We start from the raw sequence: 21931 nt of genomic DNA, 5'->3' as shown, positions 1-21931 counted from the left end.
TGACCAGACCGAGAAAAAGCGCTCCCAGTTTTTCCAATCGCATAAATTTCCTTTCCTCCGCAGCAATTTTAACAGTTAAGCCCCCTTTGCCCCCAGATGTTCTTTCTAACTGTGCATAAGGGTGTCTTTGTGGATTAGAATCGGCGCGTGCGCATTTTCAATCTTCTCCCTGCCGGGCCACTTCCTTATCTAGAAGTGGATAAATTGCAACGGTTTTTACACCGGGAAGTAGCCGCCGGCGCAGAAGATACACTTATCGCTTGGGAATCTCAGCCAGTATATACAGCTGGGCGGCGTACCCGCGCTGCAGATGTGCCGGATACCGATTTACCAGTATTGGCAATGGATCGCGGCGGCTCCGTCACCTATCACGGCCCGGGGCAGCTCGTAATTTACCCGATTCTGCAGACTGCACCTCCGCCTGATGTAGTGCGCTTCGTACGCCGCACCGAAGAAATCCTCATCACCGCGCTGCAGAGTTATAAAGTGGAGAGCTGCCAGATAGCTGGGCGCAGTGGGGTATGGATAAAAACGGCTGGGCAAGAAGATAAAAAACTCTGCGCTATCGGTATTAAGTTTGCCGCCAATACCACCATGCACGGAATGGCTCTCAACGTAAATACCCATTTAGAAGATTTCCACCGCATAATCCCCTGTGGGCTGGCAGATGCCGGAGTAATTTCCTTAGAGAAACTCGGCGTGACCGCAGAAATCTCCGAAGTAGCGGATTTATTGGTGCCAGCATTGGCGAGCGGGTACCAAGCTTTTCTCCCTCCGCGCCGCCGGGGAGCGCAGTTAAAGAAAATAGAGCAATCCCAGTGGAGCCAGTTATGGGAAAAAGCGCAGCACAGTATCGATTTTCCTCCGCAAACTGGCGTGCTTTGGGAGGCAAAAGATGCTTAAAGAGCAGAGAAATAAAGCGAGCGAGCGCGAAGAAAAGTCCGCCAAATCTCTCGCTCCGGGCGGGCGGAAATTGCTGCGTATCGAAGCTCGTAACCAGCAGATTCCGCTAGAAAAAAAGCCCGCCTGGATTAAGACCACTGCGAAAGTGGGAAAAGAATACCTGCAGATGCGTACGCAGGTGCAAAAATATGGGCTCCATACCGTCTGCAGCGAAGCAAATTGCCCTAATATCTATGAATGTTGGGAAGATAGAGAAGCTTCGTTTTTAATCGGCGGAGATATCTGCACGCGGCGCTGCGATTTTTGCTTTATTAAGACGGGAAAGCCCACTTTTTACGATAAAGAAGAGCCCCAGCGGGTAGCTGCCGAGATACAAAACTTAGGGCTGAAATATGCCACAATTACCGGCGTCTCCCGCGACGACCTTCCAGACGGAGCAGCTTGGCTCTACGCCGAAACTTGCCGGCAGATTCATCGGCTTTCGCCGCATACCGGAGTGGAATTGCTTATCGACGATATGCGAGGTGGAAAATCCGCTTGGGAGCAAGTATGCGCCGCCCGCCCCCAAGTATTGGCACACAATCTGGAAACGGTGCCGCGGATTTTTTCCGAAATTCGCCCGGCTTTCCGCTATGAGCGCTCTTTAGAGTTGATTTCCTTTGCCGCCCAATCCGGGCTGATTACTAAATCAAATTTAATGCTCGGACTCGGGGAAACAGCCGGAGAAGTACTCGCGGCGATGGAAGATTTACGGGCAGCTGGCTGCGATATCCTCACTATTACCCAGTATTTACGCCCCTCACCGCTCCATCACCCAGTGGCGCGCTGGATAAAACCAGCAGAATTTATCGACCTCACAGAAGCTGGCTACGAATTAGGGTTTGCGGCAATTATGGCGGGCCCGCTGGTGCGCTCTTCTTATCGCTCCGGAGCTCTCTGGGCCCGCGCTTTGAAAGCAAAGAATCTCCCTATTCCATCCGGATTCGATATAAGCACTGCTCCCGCTCAGCAAGAAGCAGTACGCCTTATAGCGGGAGAGAATCGCTGCTCTTAAAAACTTCTCTCAAGGCGCGATAATCAATTTTTCCGTTGGGGCTCTTCGGAAGCTGGGAAAGAATTTTTAAGCGGCGCGGAAGTTTATAACGCGCTAAATAAGCCGCGCTGAATTCTTGGATTTCTTCTAGGCTCGGCGCCTCAGCATCTTTTTCTAAAGCTATCGCCGCCGCCACCTGCTCTCCCCACCGGCTATCCGCCACTCCCAGTACGGCGCATTCTTGCACCCCCGGGTAGCGCGCAAGCACTTTCTCTACTTCTAGCGGCGCTATTTTTTCACCACCGCTATTTATTAAATTGTGGAGTCGACCCTCTACCCAGAGAAATCCGTTTGCATCTATTTTCACTAAATCACCCGTGGGCAACCAGCCCGCTTCGGTGAGGGAACCATCTTGCCAGCAGGAACTTGCGATATTAGCTCCACGCAGCCACAATTCTCCGCTTTGGCTTGACTGGCCAGTCTCTGGATCAACTATTTTCCCTTCCATATAGGGAAACGGCTGACCGATAGATCCGAGAGCTTGCGCTAAATTATCAGCCGGCAGGCAGCAGCCAGCTCCGCCCGTTTCTGTCATTCCCCATACGTTTAACATGGGAAGGCCGGCTGCCATTAGTTTTTGCAAAAGTTGCGGATCTGCGGCCGCTCCACCTATTAAAGGCAGCCGGAAAGCTGAGAGGTCTGTATGTGGAAAATCGGGATGTTGCAGCAGCGCACTGTACATAGCCGGCACTCCAAACATCATATTCACCCGGTAGCGCTGCAGATGTTTCAGCACTGTACCGGCGGAGAATTCTTTCACTATCACCACGGTGCCCCCGTGCGAAAAAATATCGAGGGTGGTGCCGTTGAAACCGCCAATATGGGTGAGTGGAGCGGCCACTAATTCTACGTCGGCCGGCGAATACTCAAATCCGGCGCGAAAGTTTTGGGCCGCCCACCAAAGTTGCCCGTGCGTAAGCTCCACGGCTTTCGGTTGCCCAGCTGTGCCGGAAGTAAAAATTATTAGCGCCGCGTCTCGCGGGTAGTGCAAAGTGTTCAACGCGGCCGGCGCAGCTTGTGCACTTTGCGAAATTTCTGCCGCCAGAAGTGAGCGCAATTGGCCGGGATATTTCTGCGCAGCAGCAGCTAGAGTGGAAATTTCCCACACTGGCCTGCAAGCAGCACCAGAAGCCTGCCGGCAGTATTCTTCCCAAGCCGGCGCCAAATCTCCCGCCGCGCTTTCCAACTGATCTACCACCAATAAATACGGAGAAGCAGCTCGCCACATTGCTTGCAGCTCCGGTAACGAGGACAGCGGAGAGATTGGCACAAATATGGCTCCTAAGCGAGCGCAAGCCGTATGTAGAAATAAGTGATAGGGAGAATTAGCCGCCATCAAGCAGAGACGCGCTCCTGGGCGCAATCCCTGTGCATATAAAAATTCCGCTAATTGCCGCGTCAATAAATTAGCTTCTGCCGCTTTATAGCAGGTACCTTCATAATAAATTACCGGCCGATGTGGGCGCGCTTGGGCTGCTCTTTCTAAAGAATAAGCCGGATTACAGTCCGCAGGTGCAACTCCATAATTAGTCGCGGCACTCTGCGCAGCACTCTGAGTAACTCCGCTATTCACCGCAGAACTACTCATCTCAAAGCTATCTGCCTTAGAGCTATCCAGATTTTGCATTATCTCGCTGCGCCCTAACTTCCCTAGCTGCCTAAATCTCTTAACTACCTAACTGCCTAACTACCCTTTATTCGGCAGAATTTTGCAGGCGAAGGGCTCCCAGTAATAAAATCCAGGCGTCATGCCCCGGGCAAATTAAATCATAGTGATTTGCTCCCGGCACTAAGGCGATATTAAAAGGTTCTTTTGCCAGATTGTAGGTGCGCTGCGCCGATACTATCTGATCTCCGGTGCCGTGCATTATATCTAAGCGGTAGCCTTCTGCAGTAAAAGCATCTGCTCCGAGGCGGGCATAAGCGACTGCGGGGTCGTATTGCGCATAGAGGTCAGGATTCTTTTCCGGAGTATCTCCCATCCACTGCTGGGCGGCCTCCGCGTAGATTCCGTTTTCTTCTACTTCTTGGCGCAGATCAATAATTGGCGCCAATAATACTCCGTGCCGCACAGTGCTGTCTTCACCAAAAAGTAGATCCAGCACCGGTATTGCTCCAGAAGAAAAACCAATCCACGTGGCTCCCAGCAATTGCGGAAGCCGCGCGAGCGTACGAGTATCTTCCAGAGTGACGCTCGGATCGCCGGCTTCACGGCGATACTCTACTAGCGCCACTCGATATCCCGCTTCTCCGAGCGCAAGAGCAGCGGGGCGCAGCGCCGGCAAGCCGTGGCAATCATCAGAGAATATACCGTGCACTAGCACTACTAGTTCCCCAGTGGCCGGGCCGTACCACTCAATGAACTGCCGCGGATGAATTCCGTAGCTTACTATTTCTTCACTCGCCACGTCTAAGGCGCAGAGGGATTCCAAAACTTCTTCGTCAGGAATACTAGTCTGAGCTTTGGAATCGTCCATTATCTCCTCAATTACCGAAATGGGAAAGCAAATCTAAAAATCAAATACGGAAAGTATTCGCAGTTAAGTTTAGCGTGTAGATAAATAAAGCGCGATTGTGGAGTGAGAAAAGAAATAGCGCACTACAAATTAGCACTACTGCTAAAAATCAACAACCTAATAACTTAGGCGCCGCAGTCTAGACTTTCCCGATAATAGGTGAATCCGCGCAGGAACCCGCTTTGCGCGTGGGAAAGTACTGCATCTGGGTGGTAGTTGCGGCGCACAAATTCTACTGCTTCTTCAGCGTCCATACCTTCGTAAAGAGCTAGAATCGCGAGCGCCGTGCCGGTACGCCCTACTCCACCGCCACAAGTAATTTCTACTCTTTCACTGGCGGCGCGTTCCCACGCGTCGTGCAATATCCGAGCAGCTTGGGAAGGCCGGCGCGGCAGGCGATAATCCGGCCAATCTATCATGATTGTTTCTTGCGCGGTGAGCAGTACACCGTGATTAGAAAAAGCCTTGCCAACAGCAGTCGTGAGCACCACCGAAAGAGAAGCATCTTGGCTTACTTTCGTTTTCCAAGACCTGCCTCTTACTCTTCTGCCGGAAGGAAATTCTACGATTCCTTCTCCGGGTTTCCACAATTCCATGCATTCTCCTCAATGCTGTCTTCACCGCATTTTAAGCACGTATCAAGGAACGAATACAAGTGAGTTTTAGTTTCTCTGGCGTTACTAGATACACTTCACAAAAGCCTTTTGAAATGCCTCACATTCTAAATATTTATTTTTACATTTTCTTATTTTTGTAAGCAAAAAATCGTCGGTATTTTCCGATATTTTTCTTCCACCGAAAATGCCACCCCGCCAAAAAACTCTTAGACTTAAGAGTGAAGTCGATTTGAGATAAGAATGAAGTCGATTTAGGAAATGCCACACCCCGTATGCGAAGTGCAAAGAAAGATAAAGAAAGATTACGTATGGATTACCTAGATTACACTTTGACGGATGAAGCTCCTATGCTGGCCACCGCCTCCTTACTACCAATAGTTAAATCTTTCTTGAAGACGGCGGATATCGAAGTTCGCCCGCGCGATATTTCTTTGGCGGGGCGGATTTTAGCTGCTTTTAGCGATTTCTTGCCGCCCGCCGCCCAGCGCCCAGATGCTCTAGCGGCTCTGCAAAAGCTAACGAGCTCTCCGCAGGCCAATATCATTAAACTGCCCAATATCTCTGCTTCACTTCCACAACTTCTAGCGGCGATAAAAGAGCTCCAAAGCTGTGGCTACGACTTGCCGGACTACCCGGAAAATCCCCAAAATAGTGCAGAAAAGGAAATTCGCCGACGCTACGATGCAGTAAAAGGTTCCGCTGTGAATCCAGTACTGCGCGAAGGTAATTCCGATCGACGCGCTCCGCAGGCGGTGAAGAATTTTGCTCGGCAACATCCCCACCGAATGGGAGAATGGAAAAATTCTTCGCGCACGCGCGTAGCTACTATGGCCAGCGGCGATTTTCGGGCAAATGAAAAATCGGTGACACTCACTTCTCCGCAATCTCTGGATATTGTATTTATCGCTGCAGACGGGAAAGAAGAACTACTACGCGGCGGCATAGAAACCGGCGCAGGAGATATTTTTGACGCTTCGGCTATGCAAGCTGCCGCTCTTGACGATTTTCTCCACGCACAGATAGCAGCTGCAAAAGCGGAAAATTTACTTTTCTCGCTGCATCTAAAAGCCACCATGATGAAGGTATCGGATCCGCTCATCTTTGGCCACGCCGTAAAGGCTTTCTTCCCCCACACCTTTGCCACCTACGGGCAGACGCTCGCGAATGCCGGATTGGACGCCGAAAAAGGCTTAGGAGCTATTTTTGCGGGGCTGGCAGAGCTGGCAAATGGAGAAGAGATTAAGCAATCTTTTGCTGCCGAGGCAGCAGCGGGGCCGGAATTAGCGATGGTAGATTCCACGGCCGGAATTACCAATCTGCACGTACCCTCAGATGTAATTATCGACGCTTCGATGCCCGCTATGATTCGCAATTCTGGGCAGATGTGGAATTCACGCGGAGAAAGCGCCGATACCCTCGCCGTAATTCCCGATTCTTCCTACGCGGGGGTGTACCAAACGGTAATTGACGACTGTAAAGCGCAGGGAGCTTTCGATCCGGCAAAATTAGGGAGCGTACCCAACGTTGGTTTAATGGCACAAAAAGCAGAAGAATACGGCTCTCACGATAAGACTTTCTTAATTAAGGAGAACGGCCGCGTAGTAGTGCGAGCCGGTAATTCTACGTTATTGGAAATACCGGTGGCAGCTGGAGATATTTACCGGAGTTGCCTCACCAAAGCGGCTCCTATCCAAAACTGGATACAGCTGACTTTGAAACGGGCGCGCCTCTCCGCGACGCCAGCGATTTTCTGGCTCGATCCACAGCGAGCGCACGATAGAGAGATTCGCCAGCAAGTGGAAAAGATACTGGCAGAAAGCGACCTTTCTAATCTCGATATTCAGATTCTAGATCCAGTGGCAGCCACCAAAGCGACTTTAGAGCGAATTCGGCGCGGAGAAGATACTATCTCCGTCACCGGTAATGTACTGCGCGATTACCTCACCGATCTCTTCCCGATTATGGAACTAGGCACTTCGGCAAAGATGCTCTCCATAGTGCCCCTCATGGCCGGGGGCGGGCTTTTTGAAACGGGAGCAGGCGGATCAGCTCCCAAACACGTCCAGCAGCTACTAGAAGTAAATTATTTGCGCTGGGATTCCTTGGGGGAGTTTCTCGCCTTAGCAGAATCGCTGCGGGGAGTAGAAGAATTTTCTGGAAATAAGCGGGCAGGTCTGCTGGCTGCAGCACTGGATACTGCGATAGCGGAGTTGCTCAATACCGGAAAATCTCCGGCCCGCCGGCTCGGAGATATCGATAATCGCGGTTCCCACGCCTGGCTTGCCATCTATTGGGCCGCAGCTTTAGCTGCCCAAAAAGACGATGCGGAATTAGCTCAGATTTTCACGCCGCTCGCGCGCGCCTTGGCAGAAAATGCGGCGCAGATTTCCGCTGAGATGCTGGCGGTACAAGGGAAACCCGCTGATATTGGTGGATATTATTTCCCCAATCCGGAAAAAGTACAGGCTGTGATGCGCCCCTCCGCTACCCTGAATAAGCTCCTAGATAGTTATCTCTAGTTTTCGCTTCTAGTCCTCGCGTCTAGTACTTATCTCTAGCCACCTAGCGCGTTGCCAATCCGAGCTGAGCGGCAACCTCTTGAAATACCGCTGCAGCGGAAGTTCCGAAAGGTACGAAAATTATCGTCATTTGCTCCGCACCTTCGGCGGGGGCAGCGGCTAAGAATTGGGCGGCGCTCTGCAAACCAATTCGAGCCGAATCCGCCAAAGGCCAGCCGTATACTCCTGCCGAAATAGCAGGAAAAGCCACCTGGCGTGCACCTAATTCTGCTGCTACGAGCAGAGAATTGCGGTAAGCGGCAGCCAGTATCGAGCTGCGGTCTTCTTTCTGCGAATATACCGGCCCTACGGTATGTATTACCCACTTGGCAGGCAAAGCACCGGCAGTAGTAGCTACTGCTTGGCCACGCGGTAAACCAGCTGGAAGCGAAGTTTCCCGCAAGTGGCGGCAAGCTTGGAGAATTGCTTTCCCGCCCGCTCGATGAATTGCTCCATCTACCCCGCCTCCACCTAAGAGAGAAGAGTTGGCGGCGTTTACGATTGCATCTACCGAAATCTGCGTAATATCTCCGGGTCTAATAAGAATTCCCATATGCCTAGTCTAGGCTTTTAACGCGCCCGCGCGTGCCTGCGCGTGCACCTCTATAACCCGCGCGCGCACCTCTATAAAAAGCAAATTAAGCAGCTCCCCTCCCGATTATCTCCTGTAATCCCTACCCACCAGCCGCTCAATTAGGCAGCAACTACCGGCGAAGAGTTATTTTGTTAGACTAAAAGGGTGTGGGAAGATTTTATTAAATATCTTGGGGAAGCAATAGACACTTCCGGAAATCCGGCCGAAAAAATTCTCTATACTGCGTTGCTGCTAGGGATAATATTTTTTATCAGGCATTTTGCCTATAAAGCCGCTGGTCTAGTGTTCTCAAATGAAAAAATACGCCGGCGCGTGAGCCGAATTGCCGTGCTTGCTATTACTATCGGCGCAGCTTTAGGCATCATTTTATTATGGTTTAACGCCCTGAATTCACTTTTCATAATTGCCGTGATCTTAGCGGTAATTCTGCTTTTTTCCATGCGAGAACTGATTGTAAAAGTGTTTTCTTTTTTCTATATCCGCACCGTGAAACCTTTTACCGCCGGCGACCGCATTGAAATTGCCGGTGCATATGGCGACGTCGAAGAAATAAGCCTCTTTAAAATAACCCTCATCGAAGTGCGCGGCTGGCTGCATACTGCCACGCCGACCGGTCGGCTGATCCACATCCCCAATCGCAGTATTTTTAATGGAAGCTACGCCAATGAAAGCAATGCTTTTCCGTATGTGTGGAGAGATTTAGAAGTCCCTATCACCCACCAATCTAATTTGGAAAAAGCTTTCGCTATCTTGCAGGCTGCCGGAAAAAGAGAACTCGATTTACTAGTGGCAAAAGATCACGCTCAGAAAGAGCGCCTCGAGAGCCAAGCTGAATTCTTCAACAGCAATCTGCTCCCGCAGGTGACGATGTGGGTAGATGGGAACGGCGTCTGCTTGACCTTACGTTATCTCACCCGCAATACCGAGATGGCGGCTAGTGAAACCCGCCTTTGGAAGTATATCTATCATCGCTTTGCAGGTACGGCCGATATCGATTATTCACCAGCAGCACTGGCAGTACAATTTCCGCAAGCGCAGCCCCACTCCCAAGCGCAGCCCAATTTTCCTGCAGAATAACTCCCCCACCCCAGATGCAACCTAAATTAAGTAAAGTACTAAATTAAGTAAAGTACTTGGCGGAACCTCTCCAAACGAGTAGCCTGATTTAAGAGATACCACTAGGTTAGGGGAGAAAATGCGAGTAGCACTAGTTTTAGGCTCCGGAGGAGCGCGCGGCTGGACGCATATCGGCGTAATCGAGGAAATTGAGCGGCGCGGGCATGAAATTGTGAGTGTAGCTGGCGCATCTATGGGCTCCTTAGTAGGAGGAATTTATGCGGCTGGAAAACTGCCAGAGCTGCATGAATGGGCTGCGTCTTTAACGAAATCAGATGTGCGCGGACTCCTCGATATCACCATTGGCAATCCAGGATTGATTAAAGGCACTAAGGTGCTGGAAGCGCTAGAAGAAATTACCGGCCCGGTGAATATTGAAGATTTACAGGTGCCCTATACTGCAGTGGCCGTAGATCTGCTCACGCATCGCGAAGTGTGGTTCCAAGATGGCCCGCTCTATTTAGCTATTCGTTCTTCTATTTCCATCCCGACTGTATTTACTCCGGTGCGGATAGGGAATTACCTGCTCACTGACGGCGGAGTTTTGAATCCGGTACCGGTAGAGCCCACTTTATCAATCACTTCTGACGCCACTATTGCTGTAGATCTATTTGGCCCGGCAAAAGTACCACCGGCGGAAGTGCTGAAAAAGAGTTTAGAAAAAGAAGATTCGCTGCTTTCGCGCGCTATCGACGCTGCGCAGGGAAGCATCGAGAGCCTCCAAAAGACCGCTTTTGGCCTGTTCTTTAACGATACAGAAGATGAAGAAGAAGAAAAACCAATCACTATGGAAGATGTGCTTCCGCAGCTTCGGCGCAGCACCGCAGAAGAATCTACTCCCGTCCCCGATGAGGTAAAAGCGCCTTCTATTTCCGAAATTCAAGATAGTGAAGACGCTGCGGAGAAGATGCGCTTGCCCGATAGTCTCGGCATGATGCAAGTGGCAGATATGGCATTGAAATCTATGCAAGAAATTATTGGGCGTTATCGGGCAGCGGCTAATCCGGTGACGGCGACCGTAGTATTTCCCCGTGATTTAGTAGGCGATCTCGATTACCATCGAGCGGCAGAGCTGATTGAGTTGGGGCGCACGGAAGCCGTAAAAGTATTAGATGCGGCCGGACTCTAGGGCTCCAGTTACTTGTATCACATAAAATTTCCGATTTGCATATTGCGGCGGATAGCAACTACGGTATGAGTATGTTGAAAATGCGCATGAATTGGTGGTGGCTCGCTTAACGGCGGGTCGCTTTAAGAGCGCATATCTGGCTCGCCGAAGCTGAAAGCTCCTGGCGGGTCTTTTTTATATCCGAAAATCCTGCCTCGGCGGCCAGCTCAGAACGCAGCGCAGCTCTCTAACAGACAAGAAAGGCAGTCATGGAAACCTCCACTAAAGAAAACTCCACCCAACACAGAAAAACTCTTTTACCCGCTTACTTTGGAGAATACGGCGGGCAGTATGTGCCCGAAATTTTATTGCCCGCACTCGATGAATTAGAGCGCGCTTACGTAGATGCACTGGAAAGCCCAGATTTTTTGACGGAGCTACGCCGGCTCCAAAAAAATTATTTAGGCCGCCCCACTCCTATCACGGAATGCCGCAATTTACCCCTCAGCAGTGCCGCTCGCCAAAAAGTGCGCATTTTCCTCAAGCGGGAAGATCTCTGCCACGGCGGAGCTCATAAAGGAAATCAGGTACTTGCGCAGGCGCTTATTGCTCGCCGCCTCGGAAAGACGCGATTGATTGCCGAAACTGGCGCTGGGCAGCATGGCACCGCCACCGCTATGGTCGCTGCTCTTTTCAATATGAAATGCACTATTTATATGGGAGATACCGATATCGCCCGTCAGCAACCGAATGTGCTGCGCATGAAGATGATGGGTGCCGAAGTAGTGCCGGTGCAGAGTGCACACGGTGGCTCGATGGCGGATGCAATCAATGTGGCTCTCCAAGATTGGTGTGAAAATCTGGCTAGCACCCACTATGTGTTGGGTTCTGCCTGTGGCCCACACCCGTTCCCCACTTTAGTAAAAGAATTCCAAGCCGTGATTTCGCGCGAATCGCGCCAGCAGATGCAATCACATACCGGAAGATTACCCGATATGGTGGTGGCTTGTGTAGGAGGCGGCTCGAATGCGATTGGAGCTTTTGCCGATTACCTCACCGATAAACCCGGAAATGAGAAAGTGCAGCTCGTAGGCGTAGAGCCGGCTGGAGCTGGATTGGATACTCCGAAAAATGGTGCGCCGCTGAACTGCGGAAAAGTGGGATATTTGCACGGATCGCGCTCTTACGTGCTGCGCGGCAATACTCCGGAGGAAGTGGGAGAATCTTATTCCGTATCCGCCGGTTTAGATTATCCGGGAGTGGGCCCCGAGCACGCGTATTTAATGGATAGCGGCCGCGCAAAATATGTGGGAATTAGCGATAGTGAAGCCTTGCAGGCTTTCCGAATTCTAACCCGCAAAGAAGGAATTTTACCGGCTTTGGAGAGTTCCCATGCCCTAGCTTATGCTCTGCAAGTGGCAGAAGAAGCCGGAGCAAAGGGCGAGGAACTGAACATTTTAGTAAACCTCTCTGGGCGCGGCGATAAGGATCTAGATTACGTGCAGCGAATTCTCGGAGATAAGCTCTTTACCGATCCGTGCGCAGATCCAGTGCTTGCAAGCGATGTGCCAGCTACTTTAATAGAGAAAGCTGCCCGCGCTTAAGGCGCAATACACTGCTCTAGACGTTGAAACGGAATTCGACTACGTCACCGTCTTGCATTACGTAGTCTTTACCTTCCATCCGGATTTTTCCGTGTGCCCGGCACTCGTTTAAAGAGCCATAGGAGATTAAATCGGTATAAGAAACCACTTCTGCCTTGATGAAGCCTCGCTCAAAATCAGTGTGAATTACTCCCGCAGCCTGCGGAGCCGTCCAACCTTTATGAATAGTCCAAGCGCGAGATTCCTTTTCGCCGGCCGTCAAGAAGGTTTGCAGCCCCAAAGTATGGAAGCCTACCCGCGCTAATTTATCTAATCCGGATTCGCTTTGCCCAGATTCTTCGAGCATTTCGCGCGCTTCGTCTTCTTCCAACTCCACCAGCTCGGCCTCGAACTGTGCATCTAAGAAAATTGCTTCCGCCGGCGCCACCAGTGCGCGCAATTCTGCCTGCAAATCGCTATCTGCCAAACCGGCATCGTCCATATTAAATACATAAATAATTGGCTTCGCCGTCATCAGCTGGAAAGTGGCCAAGATATCTGGGTCGAGCTCTTCTCCCCGCACTGGGCGCCCCGCCGCGAGAATATCTAAAGCCGCCCGCGCCGTTTCCACCACTTCCGGAGCTATCTTTTTCCCGGTGCGCTCTTTTTCTAACCGCGGGAGCTGCTTTTCCAGGGTCTGAATATCGGCGAGAATCAACTCCGTCAAAATAGTATCGATATCTGATTCCGGATCTACTTTTCCATCCACATGGGTGACGTCGGGATCTTGGAAAGCACGGGTGACGAGGCATATCGCATTTGCTTCGCGGATATTAGCCAAAAATTGATTCCCGAGCCCTTCCCCTTCCGAAGCTCCCCGCACAATCCCTGCAATATCTACGAAAGACACCGTAGCCGGCACTACTTTCTGAGAGGAAAATAGCTCCGCCAACTTTGCCAGGCGCGCATCGGGCAGCGGCACGATTCCGATATTCGGCTCGATAGTGGCAAAAGGATAATTTGCCGCCAATACCGTAGCGCGCGTAAGAGCATTAAAAAGAGTCGATTTTCCTACATTCGGGAGTCCCGCAATACCTATTGTTAAAGCCACATAGGTATTCTAGTGCCCACACGCAGTTTTCCGAAATGGAGACGACACCACAAACTGATGCAAACTGATGCAAAAAATTTTTCGGAGCTGCTCTCTACGATAGAAATATGCAAATAAGTATTGGTTTTCTCGGATTTATATTAATTTTTGCCCTCCTCTGCGGCATAGCGCTCGGATTCCTAGGCGGAAGGCTCCACACTGCACAGGCGAGTGCACATTTACAGCGGCAGCTGCAGGCCAGCCAGCAAGAGCAGATTCTCCTCAACGGAAAGCTCGAGCAGTTAGAAATAGAAAAACGCAGTTTAGAAGCCCGCACTAAAGCTGATAGCGGAGTAGTCCAGCGCTTAGAGCCAATTTACGAGCAATTGCGGGAAGTTAGCCAGCGGGTGCATAGCCTAAATGAGTACACTGCTACCCAGGATGCAAAAATGTTGAAGCAGCTCGAGATAAGCGCTCAGACGAATAATGAAATTTTCCGTACGGCCAATGCCCTGCAGAGTGCGCTGCAATCTAATTCTGCGCGCGGTAATTGGGGAGAAATACAACTACGCCGCATTATCGAAGCGGCCGGAATGTTGGAGCACGTAGATTTTGCAGCTCAAAAGAGTAGCGGTAATTTCACTTCTTCCGCCCAAGCCGGAAAATCAGAAAATTCAAAACAGCGCCCTGATGTGCTGGTACACCTACCGGGAAATGTGCATTTGCCTATAGACGCAAAAGTGCCACTCACTTCCTATCTAAAAGCGCAAGCTCTGCCAGAAATAGGCGCCGAAGCGCAAAGAAATGAACTTCTAGCAAAGCACGTCAAGGCTTTGCGTGGCCACATCGCCGAATTAAAAAAACGAAATTATCCGGGTGAATTTCCAGATTCACCGCAAATCACGGTACTTTTCCTCCCTTCCGAAGCTCTACTATCGCAGGCAGTTATGGCAGACGCTGCCCTCCTAGAAGATGCTATGCGCGCCGGAGTATTGCTCACTTCTCCAAGTTCATTACTAGCTTTGCTAAAAGCAGTAGCTTCGGTGTGGAGCACGGCAGCCGTCAATGCGGAAGCAAAAGAAATTGTAGAACTAGGGCGCACTCTAATAGAGCGTTTGGCAACGATGGCGGAGCATCTACAGAAGCTGGGATCCTACTTAGGTAAGTCTGTAAAGCTATACAATAATGCAGTAGCTTCTTTAGAAAAGCGAGTGCTGATAACGGCACGTGAATTTTCTTCCCTCGAAGATTCCACGGCGAAACTGCCAGATTATCTACCGCGAATTACCGGCGAGAAATCTCAAACTCGCCTAATCAATATGGATGAATTTTTACCTCCAGAGTCGCAGTGAGTATCTCTGCAATCCCTACAGCGGCGCATTGCGCGCATTAGATATTTCCACTCCTTTGGCGCGCGGGCGATGCGGTTTATCTACTTGCACTCCGGCGCGCTGCAAATCCGCCCGTAAATTTTTCGGCAAAGAAAAGCGTACATCTTCCTGCACCGTCTTTATATTCTCTATGGCGCTATAGCCGAGTTCTTGCAGGTGCTCTATCACTTCCCGCACGAGTATCTCTGGTACGGAAGCTCCCGAGGTGACCCCCACTGCTTGCACTCCCGCGAACCACTCCGCTTGTAATTCGTCTGCTTTATCCACTCGATAGGCGCGCTCCGCTCCGGCTTCTAAAGCAACTTCCCGCAACCGCACCGAATTAGAAGAATTGGCTGAACCGACCACTATCACTACTTCTGATTTGGCGGCTAGCTCTTTTACCGCTCCCTGCCGATTTTGCGTAGCGTAGCAAATATCTCCGGAGGGCGGATCAATCAGATTCGGAAACTTTTTCCGCAATAGCTCCACTATCTTCATGGTTTCATCTACGGAAAGCGTAGTCTGCGATATCCAAACCACCCGATTTTCATCACGTACCTGCACCTTATCTACATCTGCTGGGCCATTTACCACTTGAATATGATCAGGAGCTTCCCCCTGGGTACCTTCTACTTCTTCGTGACCTTCGTGGCCGATGAGGAGAATATCGTAATCCGAATCAGCAAAGCGAATAGCTTGCTTATGTACTTTAGTCACTAGCGGGCAAGTGGCATCGATAGTCAATAAGTTACGCGCTTCTGCCTGTTTATGTACCAGCGGAGCCACTCCGTGGGCAGAAAAAACTACTCGCGCCCCTTCGGGGACTTCATCTGTTTCGTTTACAAAAATTGCTCCGCGGCGGGAGAGGGTTTCTACCACGAATTTATTGTGCACAATCTCTTTACGCACATAGATAGGAGCTCCGTAGAGTTCCAGAGCTTTTTCTACGGCGTCTACTGCTCTATCCACTCCCGCACAGTAACCGCGCGGAGTGGCGAGAAGTATTTTCTTTTCCTGCGCCGAACCAGCAGAAGGCACCTCTGCGGGAAAAGCAGAAGCTCCCGCTAAAGAAATCTCTTCTGCACTCATAGTTTATTGCCCTCTCTTTATTTTCAAATATCTACCTCTAGCCTACTATTGCCGGAGTGTTTCCTGTATTTCTCTTCTGGAATTGCCACCCAAGAAGAAGATTACTGCCTTATTTTAAGGTAAAAATAGAAGAGTGAATACTTCTGTACCGGTTCCAGCTGGGTTACCACCCCTCGCTATGCAAACCACCGCCGAGCATCCGTGGCCCTTGCGCCTGCTTTCGGCAAAAATTCACGAATATATTGCGCAAATGCCGGGCTGCTGGGTAGAGGGAGAAATTTTAGAATTCACCCCGCGCCCCGGCGCTAAAGTACAATTTTTTAAACTAGCTGATTTACAGGAAAAAGCTTCAATACCGGTAAAAATCTTTAGCTCCGGGCTGCCGAAAGATATCACAGCGGGGGCACGGGTAGTGGTATTGGCAAAGCCGGACTACTGGGAAGTAAATGGATCTTTTACACTTTTCGCCCGCGAAGTGCGCCCAGTCGGTTTAGGCGATTTATTGGCGCGTATCGCCGAACTGAAACAACGCCTCACCGCCGAAGGCCTCTTCGCACCAGAGCGAAAACTGCCGCTCCCTTTTCTCCCGCGCCGCATCGGATTAATCTGCGGAAGAAACGCCAAAGCAAAACACGATGTATTGGTGAATGCCACCGCCCGTTGGCCATCTGCCCAATTCGTAATTAGAGAAGTGGCGGTACAAGGAAAATCTTGCGCTGCGGAAGTCACTGCGGCCTTGCAAGAACTCGATGCGCAGGAAGAAGTAGAGGTAATAATCATTACGCGCGGCGGCGGATCGGTGGAAGATTTATTGCCTTTTTCTGAAGAAATGCTGGTGCGCGCCGCCGCCCAAGCCCACACTCCAATAATTTCTGCTATTGGCCACGAAACCGATAATCCACTCCTAGACTATGTGGCAGATGTACGAGCATCCACTCCTACCGATGCAGCGCGGCGAGTGGTGCCAGATGTAGCGGAAGAGACTGAAAAAATACAGACGGCACTTGCGGCAGGCCGGCAACTTATGGAAAACCAGCTCGCCCGAGCGGAAAATGAACAGCTGCTGCTGCGCAGCCATCCCACATTGCAGGATCCGCTCCAGGCTTTATTGGTTCCGCGTGCCGATCACTTAGAAAATTTACTGTTTCGTATTCGCACTAGCTGTGAGCACATATTGACTAAAGAAAATGCCCAGATTGGGGCCGAATTAGCGAAACTTCGGACTTTGTCCCCAAGTTCTACGTTAAAACGCGGCTACAGTATTCTTCAGAAAGATCGTGGAGAAATTTTATGCCGCCAGGCGGAAGCAATACCCGGTACACATATTGCTGCCCTTCTCTATGATGGGAAAATTTCCCTATCCGTACTAGCAGATGAAGAGAGTTAAAAATGGAAACTACTCCCGGAGATAATTCTCCTTCTAAAGCAGCGCCAGCAGCTGGAGAAACTAAATCAGCAGCGGCAGCTAAATCTGCAAAAACAACTAAATCTGCGGGGGCGGCTAAATCAGCACGTACCCAAGCTCTAGAATCCCAAATAGCGCAGCTGAGCTACGAAGAAGCACGCGATAAATTAGCGGAAATAGTGCGGAGTTTAGAGGCGGGAAATATCTCTTTGGAAGATTCGCTCCAACTCTGGGAACTGGGAGAAGCACTCGGGAAGCGCTGCCAAGAATGGTTAGATAGTGCCCGCGCCCGGCTCGAAGCAGCGCGCGCCGAAGCGGAAAATTTAAACGAGGCAATGGCCCCAGACGGAGTACCTAACTCAGACGGAGTAGCAGAATGACTTTTCTCGTCATTGGAGAAGATCCGCCACAGCTTTTTACAGCTGCGGCTTGGGAAAAATCTGCTCCACTTACCGGCGGGACTTCGCTAAATATAGCTACCGGCTTAGCGCGCCTCGGGCGGGCAGTTTCTCTGCTGCTCCCAGCTTTAGAAAATACGGAGTTAAATACCCAAATTATTCAATATTGCCAAGAAAATGCGATAAAAATTTACAATCCATCCACGGCGCGGGCGGATATTCCCACCGCTGCGCCACTTCTCGTGCATATCGAATCGAGTAAAGCAAATTCTTATTGCGAAGATGCTCCTGCGTCAAGCAAAAATATCTCCACCCCGAGCGCAGAGTGGATAAAGCTGTATCACCCCTATGCCACTATTTCTTATAATTTAAATCTGCCAGCGGATGCGGAAAAGAACTCCACGCAACTACGCGCTCAATTCGAATCTTATTTACCTTTTATCGACGTATTAAAAGCGCAGGCAAAAGATTTAGCTATTCTCTACCAAGAAAATAACCTCGAAAAAGTAGCTCAGCAAATTTTGGCAAAAGGCGTCTCTTTAGCGCTAATCTCCCAGCACGAATCCGGATTACAGCTTTACACTTCGCGCCACCAAATCACTATTCCGAGTGCCGAAGTGCGGATAGCTGATTCAAGCGGGGCTGAAGATTCTCTTATGGCGGCATTTATTGATGGTTTAGCACGCCTCAGCGTGCTCGGAAGAGAAGAAATAAACGGTATTCGCAATCTTTCCAAGGCAGCATTAGTATCCTTAGGTTCTTACGGAGCTACCGCAGCCGGAATTTCTCTCAGCCAGTACGGAGAACACTTACCTACTCGGAAAGAAATTTCCGCTAAATCAGAAGATTACTCCGTAGGCGCGCTGTAAATTCGCTGTAGATTCACGGTAGGCACAAAGTTAAAAATTCACGGTAGGCACATAGTTAATTTTATGCGCCCATGCGGCGTTCGCGCGCCGAAAAATCGCGCAAAGCCCGCAAGAAATCGGTGCGCCGAAAATCTGGCCAGAAAGTTTCGCAAAAATAGAACTCCGTGTGCACCGTCTGCCACAGCAAAAATCCGCTTAATCTTTGCTCTCCCGAAGTGCGAATAATTAGATCCGGATCTGGCTGCCCGCGGGTATACATATGCTCGGTAATATCACTTACGGTAATCGAATGCGCCACTTCACCCAGCTCTTTACCTTGCGCGGCCTGCTCCGAAAGATATCTGCGCACCGCATTGGTGATTTCTTGCCGCCCCCCGTAGCCGATAGCTACATTTACCTGCATTTTCCCGCCACTAGAAGTAGCGGCGACGGCCTTTTTTATCCGCGCCGAGATTTCCGGCGGCAATAGATCTAAATCTCCGAGTACTCGCAACTCCCACCGTTGGGATTTCGCCATATCCTCTATCAGATCAGCGATAATATCGAGCAACTCCGCTAGCTCAGCTTCAGCTCGCTTTAAATTATCGGTAGAGAGCATCCAGAGAGTCACCAGTTTAATATGCGCTTCTTCGCACCACTCCAGCACCTCCGTCACATGATAAGCACCCTTGCGATGCCCACTTGAGGCAGTCATACCGAGAGAATTTGCCCACCGGCGATTTCCATCTAAAATAATTCCTACGTGCTGCGGGATATTAGTTTTATCGATCTGCTGGATAAGGCTGTGCTCATAGAGAGAGTACACAAAATTAGGAATCCACATCTTGTTTGCTCCTCTCATTTCAGCGCTAAATAAGTATGCTTCACTCTATCTTTTATTTTAAGACGATGGTTGCGAAACAAGTAATTTTTACTGTCTATTTTCTCTATTATTTACCCCGGCAGCTCCGGTTTACCGTATAGAAAGAGAAGCGTATTCTAAAGGCTGGACGCATATACTAAGCACTACAACAGAGGAAAAAGATGTCGCGCACTCCCGACGAAGCAAAACCTAAAGCTCGCGGCTGGATTCATCTAGGCGCTACTCCCTTAGCGCTCGCTAATTCGATATTGCTCTTTATTTTCGCCGCCGGCACTGCCCCACACGTAGCTATAGCTATCTACGGTTTAGCTGGGCTAATACTATTTGGCTGCTCCGCTACTTATCATCTCGGCACTTGGAGCCCCAAAGTATGGGGAATTTTCCGCCGCCTCGACCACTCCAATATCTTTTTATTAATCGCCGGTACCTATACACCGCTATCGGTGCTGCTACTTACTCCCGCGCGCGCTCGGCTAGTGTTGAGCATAGTCTGGATAGGAGCCATAGTAGGGATGACTATGCGCATATTGTGGATGAATGCACCGCGCGCCCTCTACGTATCTCTCTATATCGCCCTCGGCTGGGTGGCACTCTGGTTTTTGCCGGATTTCTGGAGAAATGGCCACCCCGCCGTAGTTTGGTTACTTTTTGCCGGCGGTTTAGCCTATACAATCGGAGCGCTCTGCTATGCATTCCGCTGGCCCAACCCCTGGCCCAAGTATTTTGGATTCCACGAATTTTTCCATCTCGGCACGGTAGCTGGCTATGCTTGCCACGCTGTAGCCATCTGGTTAGCCCTCTGTGCTATCCAATAACGGGAAGTGCATCCCTCATCCAGTAGACGAAGCATTTAGTACACGAAGCACTTAGTACACGAAAACTGCACCTAGTAAACAGAATGTGCACCCAGTAGACGAAAATCTTCGCCGCGGTAAATTAGCTTTCGATTTCTGCTATACGGGCAAAGAGGTCACTTTCCATTTCCTTCGGCATTCCTACCTGCGAAAAAGCGAGATGAAACTCTTCCCACGGCCAAATTTCTGCCTCTATATCGCGTGGCACCGCAAAAAAGGTACTATCGGGAGAAATCTGCGTCTGATGCGCACGTAACGCCGCATCGCGTTGCGAAAAAAACTCAGCTACGTCTATACGCGCACTAGCAGGGAGTTCTTCCGGTCGCGGCTCATGTGAATGTCGCGTAAACCAAACTTCTAAGGGGCTCTCTTTCCCTCGCGCCAGCAGTCCCTCATGCAAGGCGCGCATACGGCGCCGCGAAAGCGAAATATCGTAGTAGACTTTTGTAATCTGCCACGGCTCTCCCAGTTCAGGAGCATAATTCGCATCAGCTGCCGCTCGATAGGCACCCACAGCTACTTCATGAGCTCGAATATGATCTGGATGCGGGTATCCGCCGCTTTCGTCGTAGCAAATAAGTACCTGCGGGCGAAATTCTCTGATTTCTGCCGTTAGACGCCGTATTGGTTCATCTAGCGAAATCGCCGCAAAAGAACCCTCCGGCACCGGCGGCAAGGGATCTCCCGTAGGTAATCCCGAATCAATAAATCCGAGCCAAGTGTGCTCTACCCCCAAAGCAGCCGCTGCCGCCGCCATTTCTCCGCGGCGTACCTCCACTAAATCCTGCTCCAGTTCCGGCGTAATTTTTAGGTACGGGTTGAGAATATCTCCCCGCTCTCCACCCGTACAGGTCACAATGCGCACGCGCCCCTGCTGAGCGTATTTTGCCGCCGTGCCCGCTCCTTTAGACGCTTCATCGTCGGGATGAGCATGTACAACGAGCAGGCGTTTTTCCGTAGCCAATTATTCTCCTCAGCTTATCTATCTTTCACAAATTTCTACTACTTTCCTCTGAAACTCTATCCACCCTGCCGATTCTTCGCAATTTTCTCCTCCCAAGCTGCTTTGCGCGAACGCCGAAGAGGTGAACGCCCAAAAGGTGAATATCCAAAAATGCACACACCAGAAAAATAACGAACACCCGAAAATAACGCACGCAAGAAATAAGAACCACCCCGAAATGTAAATGACCAGAAATGTGGAAGGAGGAAATAGATAAGTAGAAAAACTTTTTTTAACGTTCTATTATTGAGTATTCGTAAGCACACAGGCGGCAGGGCAGAAATAGCTGCTCTGGAAAAATAGCTTCCCGCGGAATAAAGCAGAATATAGCCGGCGGAGTAAGAGGAGAAAGCGATGGCAGATACAACTTGGCTCTCACAGAGTACTTTCGACCGCTTAAATGCAGAGTTGGAGCGCCTAAAGACCACCGGACGCACTGAGATTGCGGCTCGTATTGAGGCGGCACGTTCCGAAGGAGATTTACGCGAAAACGGCGGCTACCATGCAGCTCGCGAGGAACAGTCGAAGATGGAAGGGCGAATTCAGGAACTCACCTATCTGCTGGAGCACGCCGAAGTAGGGGAAGCACCCACCTCGGCGGAAGTGGTGGCGCCCGGTTTAATTATCACCGCGGTGGTGAACGGAAAAGAGAAAAAGTTTTTGCTGGGGTCGAGGGAAGCGGCCGCTGATTTAGATATTCCCGTCTATCCGGAATCTGCTCCTTTGGGGGCTTCGATTATGGGATTAAAAGTAGGAGATAAAGCTGCCTACACCGCTCCGAACGGAAAAGAATTCCAGGTAGAAGTACAAAAAATTGAATCTTTCTAGCGCGAATAGCTCAGCCAGCGCGAATAGCTCAGCCAGCGCGAATAGCTCAGCCAGCGCGAATAGCTCAGCCA

Annotated in this window: 19 protein-coding genes and 1 pseudogene; 12 read left to right on the top strand and 8 right to left on the bottom strand. The window is 50.5% G+C overall.

The annotated features are described in order from the left end of the window. Positions 1–147: 147 nt before the first annotated feature. Both lipB and Q0X35_RS01850 read left to right on the top strand, forming a co-directional pair. Positions 148–903 (top strand): lipoyl(octanoyl) transferase LipB, encoded by a 756-nt coding sequence (lipB, locus tag Q0X35_RS01855; RefSeq protein WP_297564782.1) that lies wholly within the window; start codon positions 148–150, stop codon positions 901–903. Then, the gene (locus Q0X35_RS01850; protein WP_297564779.1) at positions 896–1957 is read left to right on the top strand and encodes a lipoyl synthase; all 1062 of its coding nucleotides are present in this window, start codon (positions 896–898) and stop codon (positions 1955–1957) included. Before lipB ends, Q0X35_RS01850 begins: the two co-directional genes overlap by 8 nt. On the opposite strand, the gene Q0X35_RS01845 is transcribed toward Q0X35_RS01850, so the two are convergent. The 3 genes from Q0X35_RS01845 to Q0X35_RS01835 form a co-directional block, all read right to left on the bottom strand. Further along, positions 1929–3623, bottom strand: coding sequence for a class I adenylate-forming enzyme family protein (locus tag Q0X35_RS01845; RefSeq protein ID WP_297564777.1), 1695 nt, complete (start codon positions 3621–3623; stop codon positions 1929–1931). The two genes, Q0X35_RS01850 and Q0X35_RS01845, sit on opposite strands and share 29 nt — an antisense overlap. Before the next feature lie 67 nt (positions 3624–3690). Further along, complete coding sequence (locus tag Q0X35_RS01840; protein WP_297564776.1) at positions 3691–4473, bottom strand: hypothetical protein; 783 nt, start codon at positions 4471–4473, stop codon at positions 3691–3693. A gap of 164 nt (positions 4474–4637) precedes the next feature. Beyond that, on the bottom strand, positions 4638–5108 hold the full coding sequence (locus tag Q0X35_RS01835) for a protein-tyrosine phosphatase family protein (protein ID WP_297564775.1): 471 nt from the start codon (positions 5106–5108) through the stop codon (positions 4638–4640). 293 nt (positions 5109–5401) lie between these two features. On the opposite strand from Q0X35_RS01835, the gene Q0X35_RS01830 reads away from it, so the two are divergent. Next, positions 5402–7648 carry an NADP-dependent isocitrate dehydrogenase gene (locus tag Q0X35_RS01830; protein WP_297564774.1) on the top strand — a complete coding sequence of 749 codons (2247 nt, stop codon included), beginning with the start codon at positions 5402–5404 and terminating at the stop codon, positions 7646–7648. Between the two features lie 43 nt (positions 7649–7691). Here Q0X35_RS01830 and Q0X35_RS01825 read toward each other — a convergent pair whose 3' ends face one another. Further along, positions 7692–8240, bottom strand: a complete 549-nt coding sequence (locus Q0X35_RS01825; protein ID WP_297564773.1) for an O-acetyl-ADP-ribose deacetylase — start codon at positions 8238–8240, stop codon at positions 7692–7694. Between the two features lie 186 nt (positions 8241–8426). On the opposite strand from Q0X35_RS01825, the gene Q0X35_RS01820 reads away from it, so the two are divergent. The 3 genes and pseudogenes from Q0X35_RS01820 to trpB all read left to right on the top strand — a co-directional run. After that, entirely contained in the window at positions 8427–9359 is a 933-nt protein-coding gene (locus Q0X35_RS01820; protein ID WP_297564771.1) for a mechanosensitive ion channel family protein, read from the top strand. A 118-nt stretch (positions 9360–9477) separates the two neighbouring features. Continuing rightward, positions 9478–10527 carry a patatin-like phospholipase family protein gene (locus Q0X35_RS01815; RefSeq protein WP_297564770.1) on the top strand — a complete coding sequence of 350 codons (1050 nt, stop codon included), beginning with the start codon at positions 9478–9480 and terminating at the stop codon, positions 10525–10527. 296 nt (positions 10528–10823) lie between these two features. After that, a pseudogene (gene trpB / locus Q0X35_RS01810) lies at positions 10824–12023 on the top strand (tryptophan synthase subunit beta); the annotation flags it as partial. A gap of 103 nt (positions 12024–12126) precedes the next feature. Here the strand turns inward: trpB and ychF are convergent. Further along, positions 12127–13200, bottom strand: a complete 1074-nt coding sequence (gene ychF / locus Q0X35_RS01805; protein ID WP_297564766.1) for a redox-regulated ATPase YchF — start codon at positions 13198–13200, stop codon at positions 12127–12129. A 107-nt stretch (positions 13201–13307) separates the two neighbouring features. Between ychF and Q0X35_RS01800 the strand changes: the two genes are divergently transcribed. Next, entirely contained in the window at positions 13308–14531 is a 1224-nt protein-coding gene (locus tag Q0X35_RS01800) for a DNA recombination protein RmuC (protein WP_297564763.1), read from the top strand. A 15-nt stretch (positions 14532–14546) separates the two neighbouring features. Here Q0X35_RS01800 and Q0X35_RS01795 read toward each other — a convergent pair whose 3' ends face one another. Next, a complete protein-coding gene (locus Q0X35_RS01795; protein WP_297564761.1) occupies positions 14547–15641 on the bottom strand; it encodes a 4-hydroxy-3-methylbut-2-enyl diphosphate reductase in 1095 nt (364 codons plus the stop codon). A 133-nt stretch (positions 15642–15774) separates the two neighbouring features. Here Q0X35_RS01795 and xseA point away from each other — a divergent pair, with 133 nt between their 5' ends. The 3 genes from xseA to Q0X35_RS01780 are packed head-to-tail and all read left to right on the top strand — an operon-like array spanning position 15775 to position 18313. Further along, positions 15775–17028, top strand: coding sequence for an exodeoxyribonuclease VII large subunit (gene xseA, locus Q0X35_RS01790; RefSeq protein WP_297564759.1), 1254 nt, complete (start codon positions 15775–15777; stop codon positions 17026–17028). Between the two features lie 2 nt (positions 17029–17030). Beyond that, entirely contained in the window at positions 17031–17426 is a 396-nt protein-coding gene (locus Q0X35_RS01785) for an exodeoxyribonuclease VII small subunit (protein WP_297564758.1), read from the top strand. Continuing rightward, positions 17423–18313, top strand: coding sequence for a carbohydrate kinase family protein (locus tag Q0X35_RS01780; protein WP_297564757.1), 891 nt, complete (start codon positions 17423–17425; stop codon positions 18311–18313). The genes Q0X35_RS01785 and Q0X35_RS01780 overlap by 4 nt, the downstream gene beginning before the upstream one ends. 61 nt (positions 18314–18374) lie before the next feature. Here Q0X35_RS01780 and Q0X35_RS01775 read toward each other — a convergent pair whose 3' ends face one another. Then, positions 18375–19136, bottom strand: a complete 762-nt coding sequence (locus tag Q0X35_RS01775) for an isoprenyl transferase (protein WP_297564756.1) — start codon at positions 19134–19136, stop codon at positions 18375–18377. A 200-nt stretch (positions 19137–19336) separates the two neighbouring features. Between Q0X35_RS01775 and Q0X35_RS01770 the strand changes: the two genes are divergently transcribed. Next, entirely contained in the window at positions 19337–19990 is a 654-nt protein-coding gene (locus Q0X35_RS01770; RefSeq protein WP_297564755.1) for a hemolysin III family protein, read from the top strand. 121 nt (positions 19991–20111) lie between these two features. Here Q0X35_RS01770 and mca read toward each other — a convergent pair whose 3' ends face one another. Next, positions 20112–20993 (bottom strand): mycothiol conjugate amidase Mca, encoded by an 882-nt coding sequence (gene mca, locus Q0X35_RS01765; RefSeq protein WP_297564754.1) that lies wholly within the window; start codon positions 20991–20993, stop codon positions 20112–20114. A gap of 393 nt (positions 20994–21386) precedes the next feature. Between mca and greA the strand changes: the two genes are divergently transcribed. Further along, the gene (greA, locus tag Q0X35_RS01760; RefSeq protein ID WP_073995953.1) at positions 21387–21860 is read left to right on the top strand and encodes a transcription elongation factor GreA; all 474 of its coding nucleotides are present in this window, start codon (positions 21387–21389) and stop codon (positions 21858–21860) included. The last annotated feature ends 71 nt before the right edge of the window (positions 21861–21931 follow it).

Source organism: uncultured Arcanobacterium sp. (assembly GCF_947253055.1).
Lineage (GTDB): Bacteria > Actinomycetota > Actinomycetes > Actinomycetales > Actinomycetaceae > Arcanobacterium_A.
The sequence above is the reverse complement of the archived record's forward strand: the minus strand, read 5'-3'. Positions and strand labels throughout refer to the sequence as shown.

What these genes read in the sequence shown, in the direction of transcription:
- Q0X35_RS01850 (WP_297564779.1), top strand. Translation starts at nt 896, where the DNA reads ATGCTTAAAGAGCAGAGAAATAAAGCGAGCGAGCGCGAAGAAAAGTCC.
- Q0X35_RS01845 (WP_297564777.1), bottom strand. Translation starts at nt 3,623, where the DNA reads ATGCAAAATCTGGATAGCTCTAAGGCAGATAGCTTTGAGATGAGTAGT.
- Q0X35_RS01840 (WP_297564776.1), bottom strand. Translation starts at nt 4,473, where the DNA reads ATGGACGATTCCAAAGCTCAGACTAGTATTCCTGACGAAGAAGTTTTG.
- Q0X35_RS01835 (WP_297564775.1), bottom strand. Translation starts at nt 5,108, where the DNA reads ATGGAATTGTGGAAACCCGGAGAAGGAATCGTAGAATTTCCTTCCGGC.
- Q0X35_RS01830 (WP_297564774.1), top strand. Translation starts at nt 5,402, where the DNA reads ATGCGAAGTGCAAAGAAAGATAAAGAAAGATTACGTATGGATTACCTA.
- Q0X35_RS01825 (WP_297564773.1), bottom strand. Translation starts at nt 8,240, where the DNA reads ATGGGAATTCTTATTAGACCCGGAGATATTACGCAGATTTCGGTAGAT.
- Q0X35_RS01815 (WP_297564770.1), top strand. Translation starts at nt 9,478, where the DNA reads ATGCGAGTAGCACTAGTTTTAGGCTCCGGAGGAGCGCGCGGCTGGACG.
- Q0X35_RS01800 (WP_297564763.1), top strand. Translation starts at nt 13,308, where the DNA reads ATGCAAATAAGTATTGGTTTTCTCGGATTTATATTAATTTTTGCCCTC.
- Q0X35_RS01795 (WP_297564761.1), bottom strand. Translation starts at nt 15,641, where the DNA reads ATGAGTGCAGAAGAGATTTCTTTAGCGGGAGCTTCTGCTTTTCCCGCA.
- Q0X35_RS01785 (WP_297564758.1), top strand. Translation starts at nt 17,031, where the DNA reads ATGGAAACTACTCCCGGAGATAATTCTCCTTCTAAAGCAGCGCCAGCA.
- Q0X35_RS01780 (WP_297564757.1), top strand. Translation starts at nt 17,423, where the DNA reads ATGACTTTTCTCGTCATTGGAGAAGATCCGCCACAGCTTTTTACAGCT.
- Q0X35_RS01775 (WP_297564756.1), bottom strand. Translation starts at nt 19,136, where the DNA reads ATGTGGATTCCTAATTTTGTGTACTCTCTCTATGAGCACAGCCTTATC.
- Q0X35_RS01770 (WP_297564755.1), top strand. Translation starts at nt 19,337, where the DNA reads ATGTCGCGCACTCCCGACGAAGCAAAACCTAAAGCTCGCGGCTGGATT.
- greA (WP_073995953.1), top strand. Translation starts at nt 21,387, where the DNA reads ATGGCAGATACAACTTGGCTCTCACAGAGTACTTTCGACCGCTTAAAT.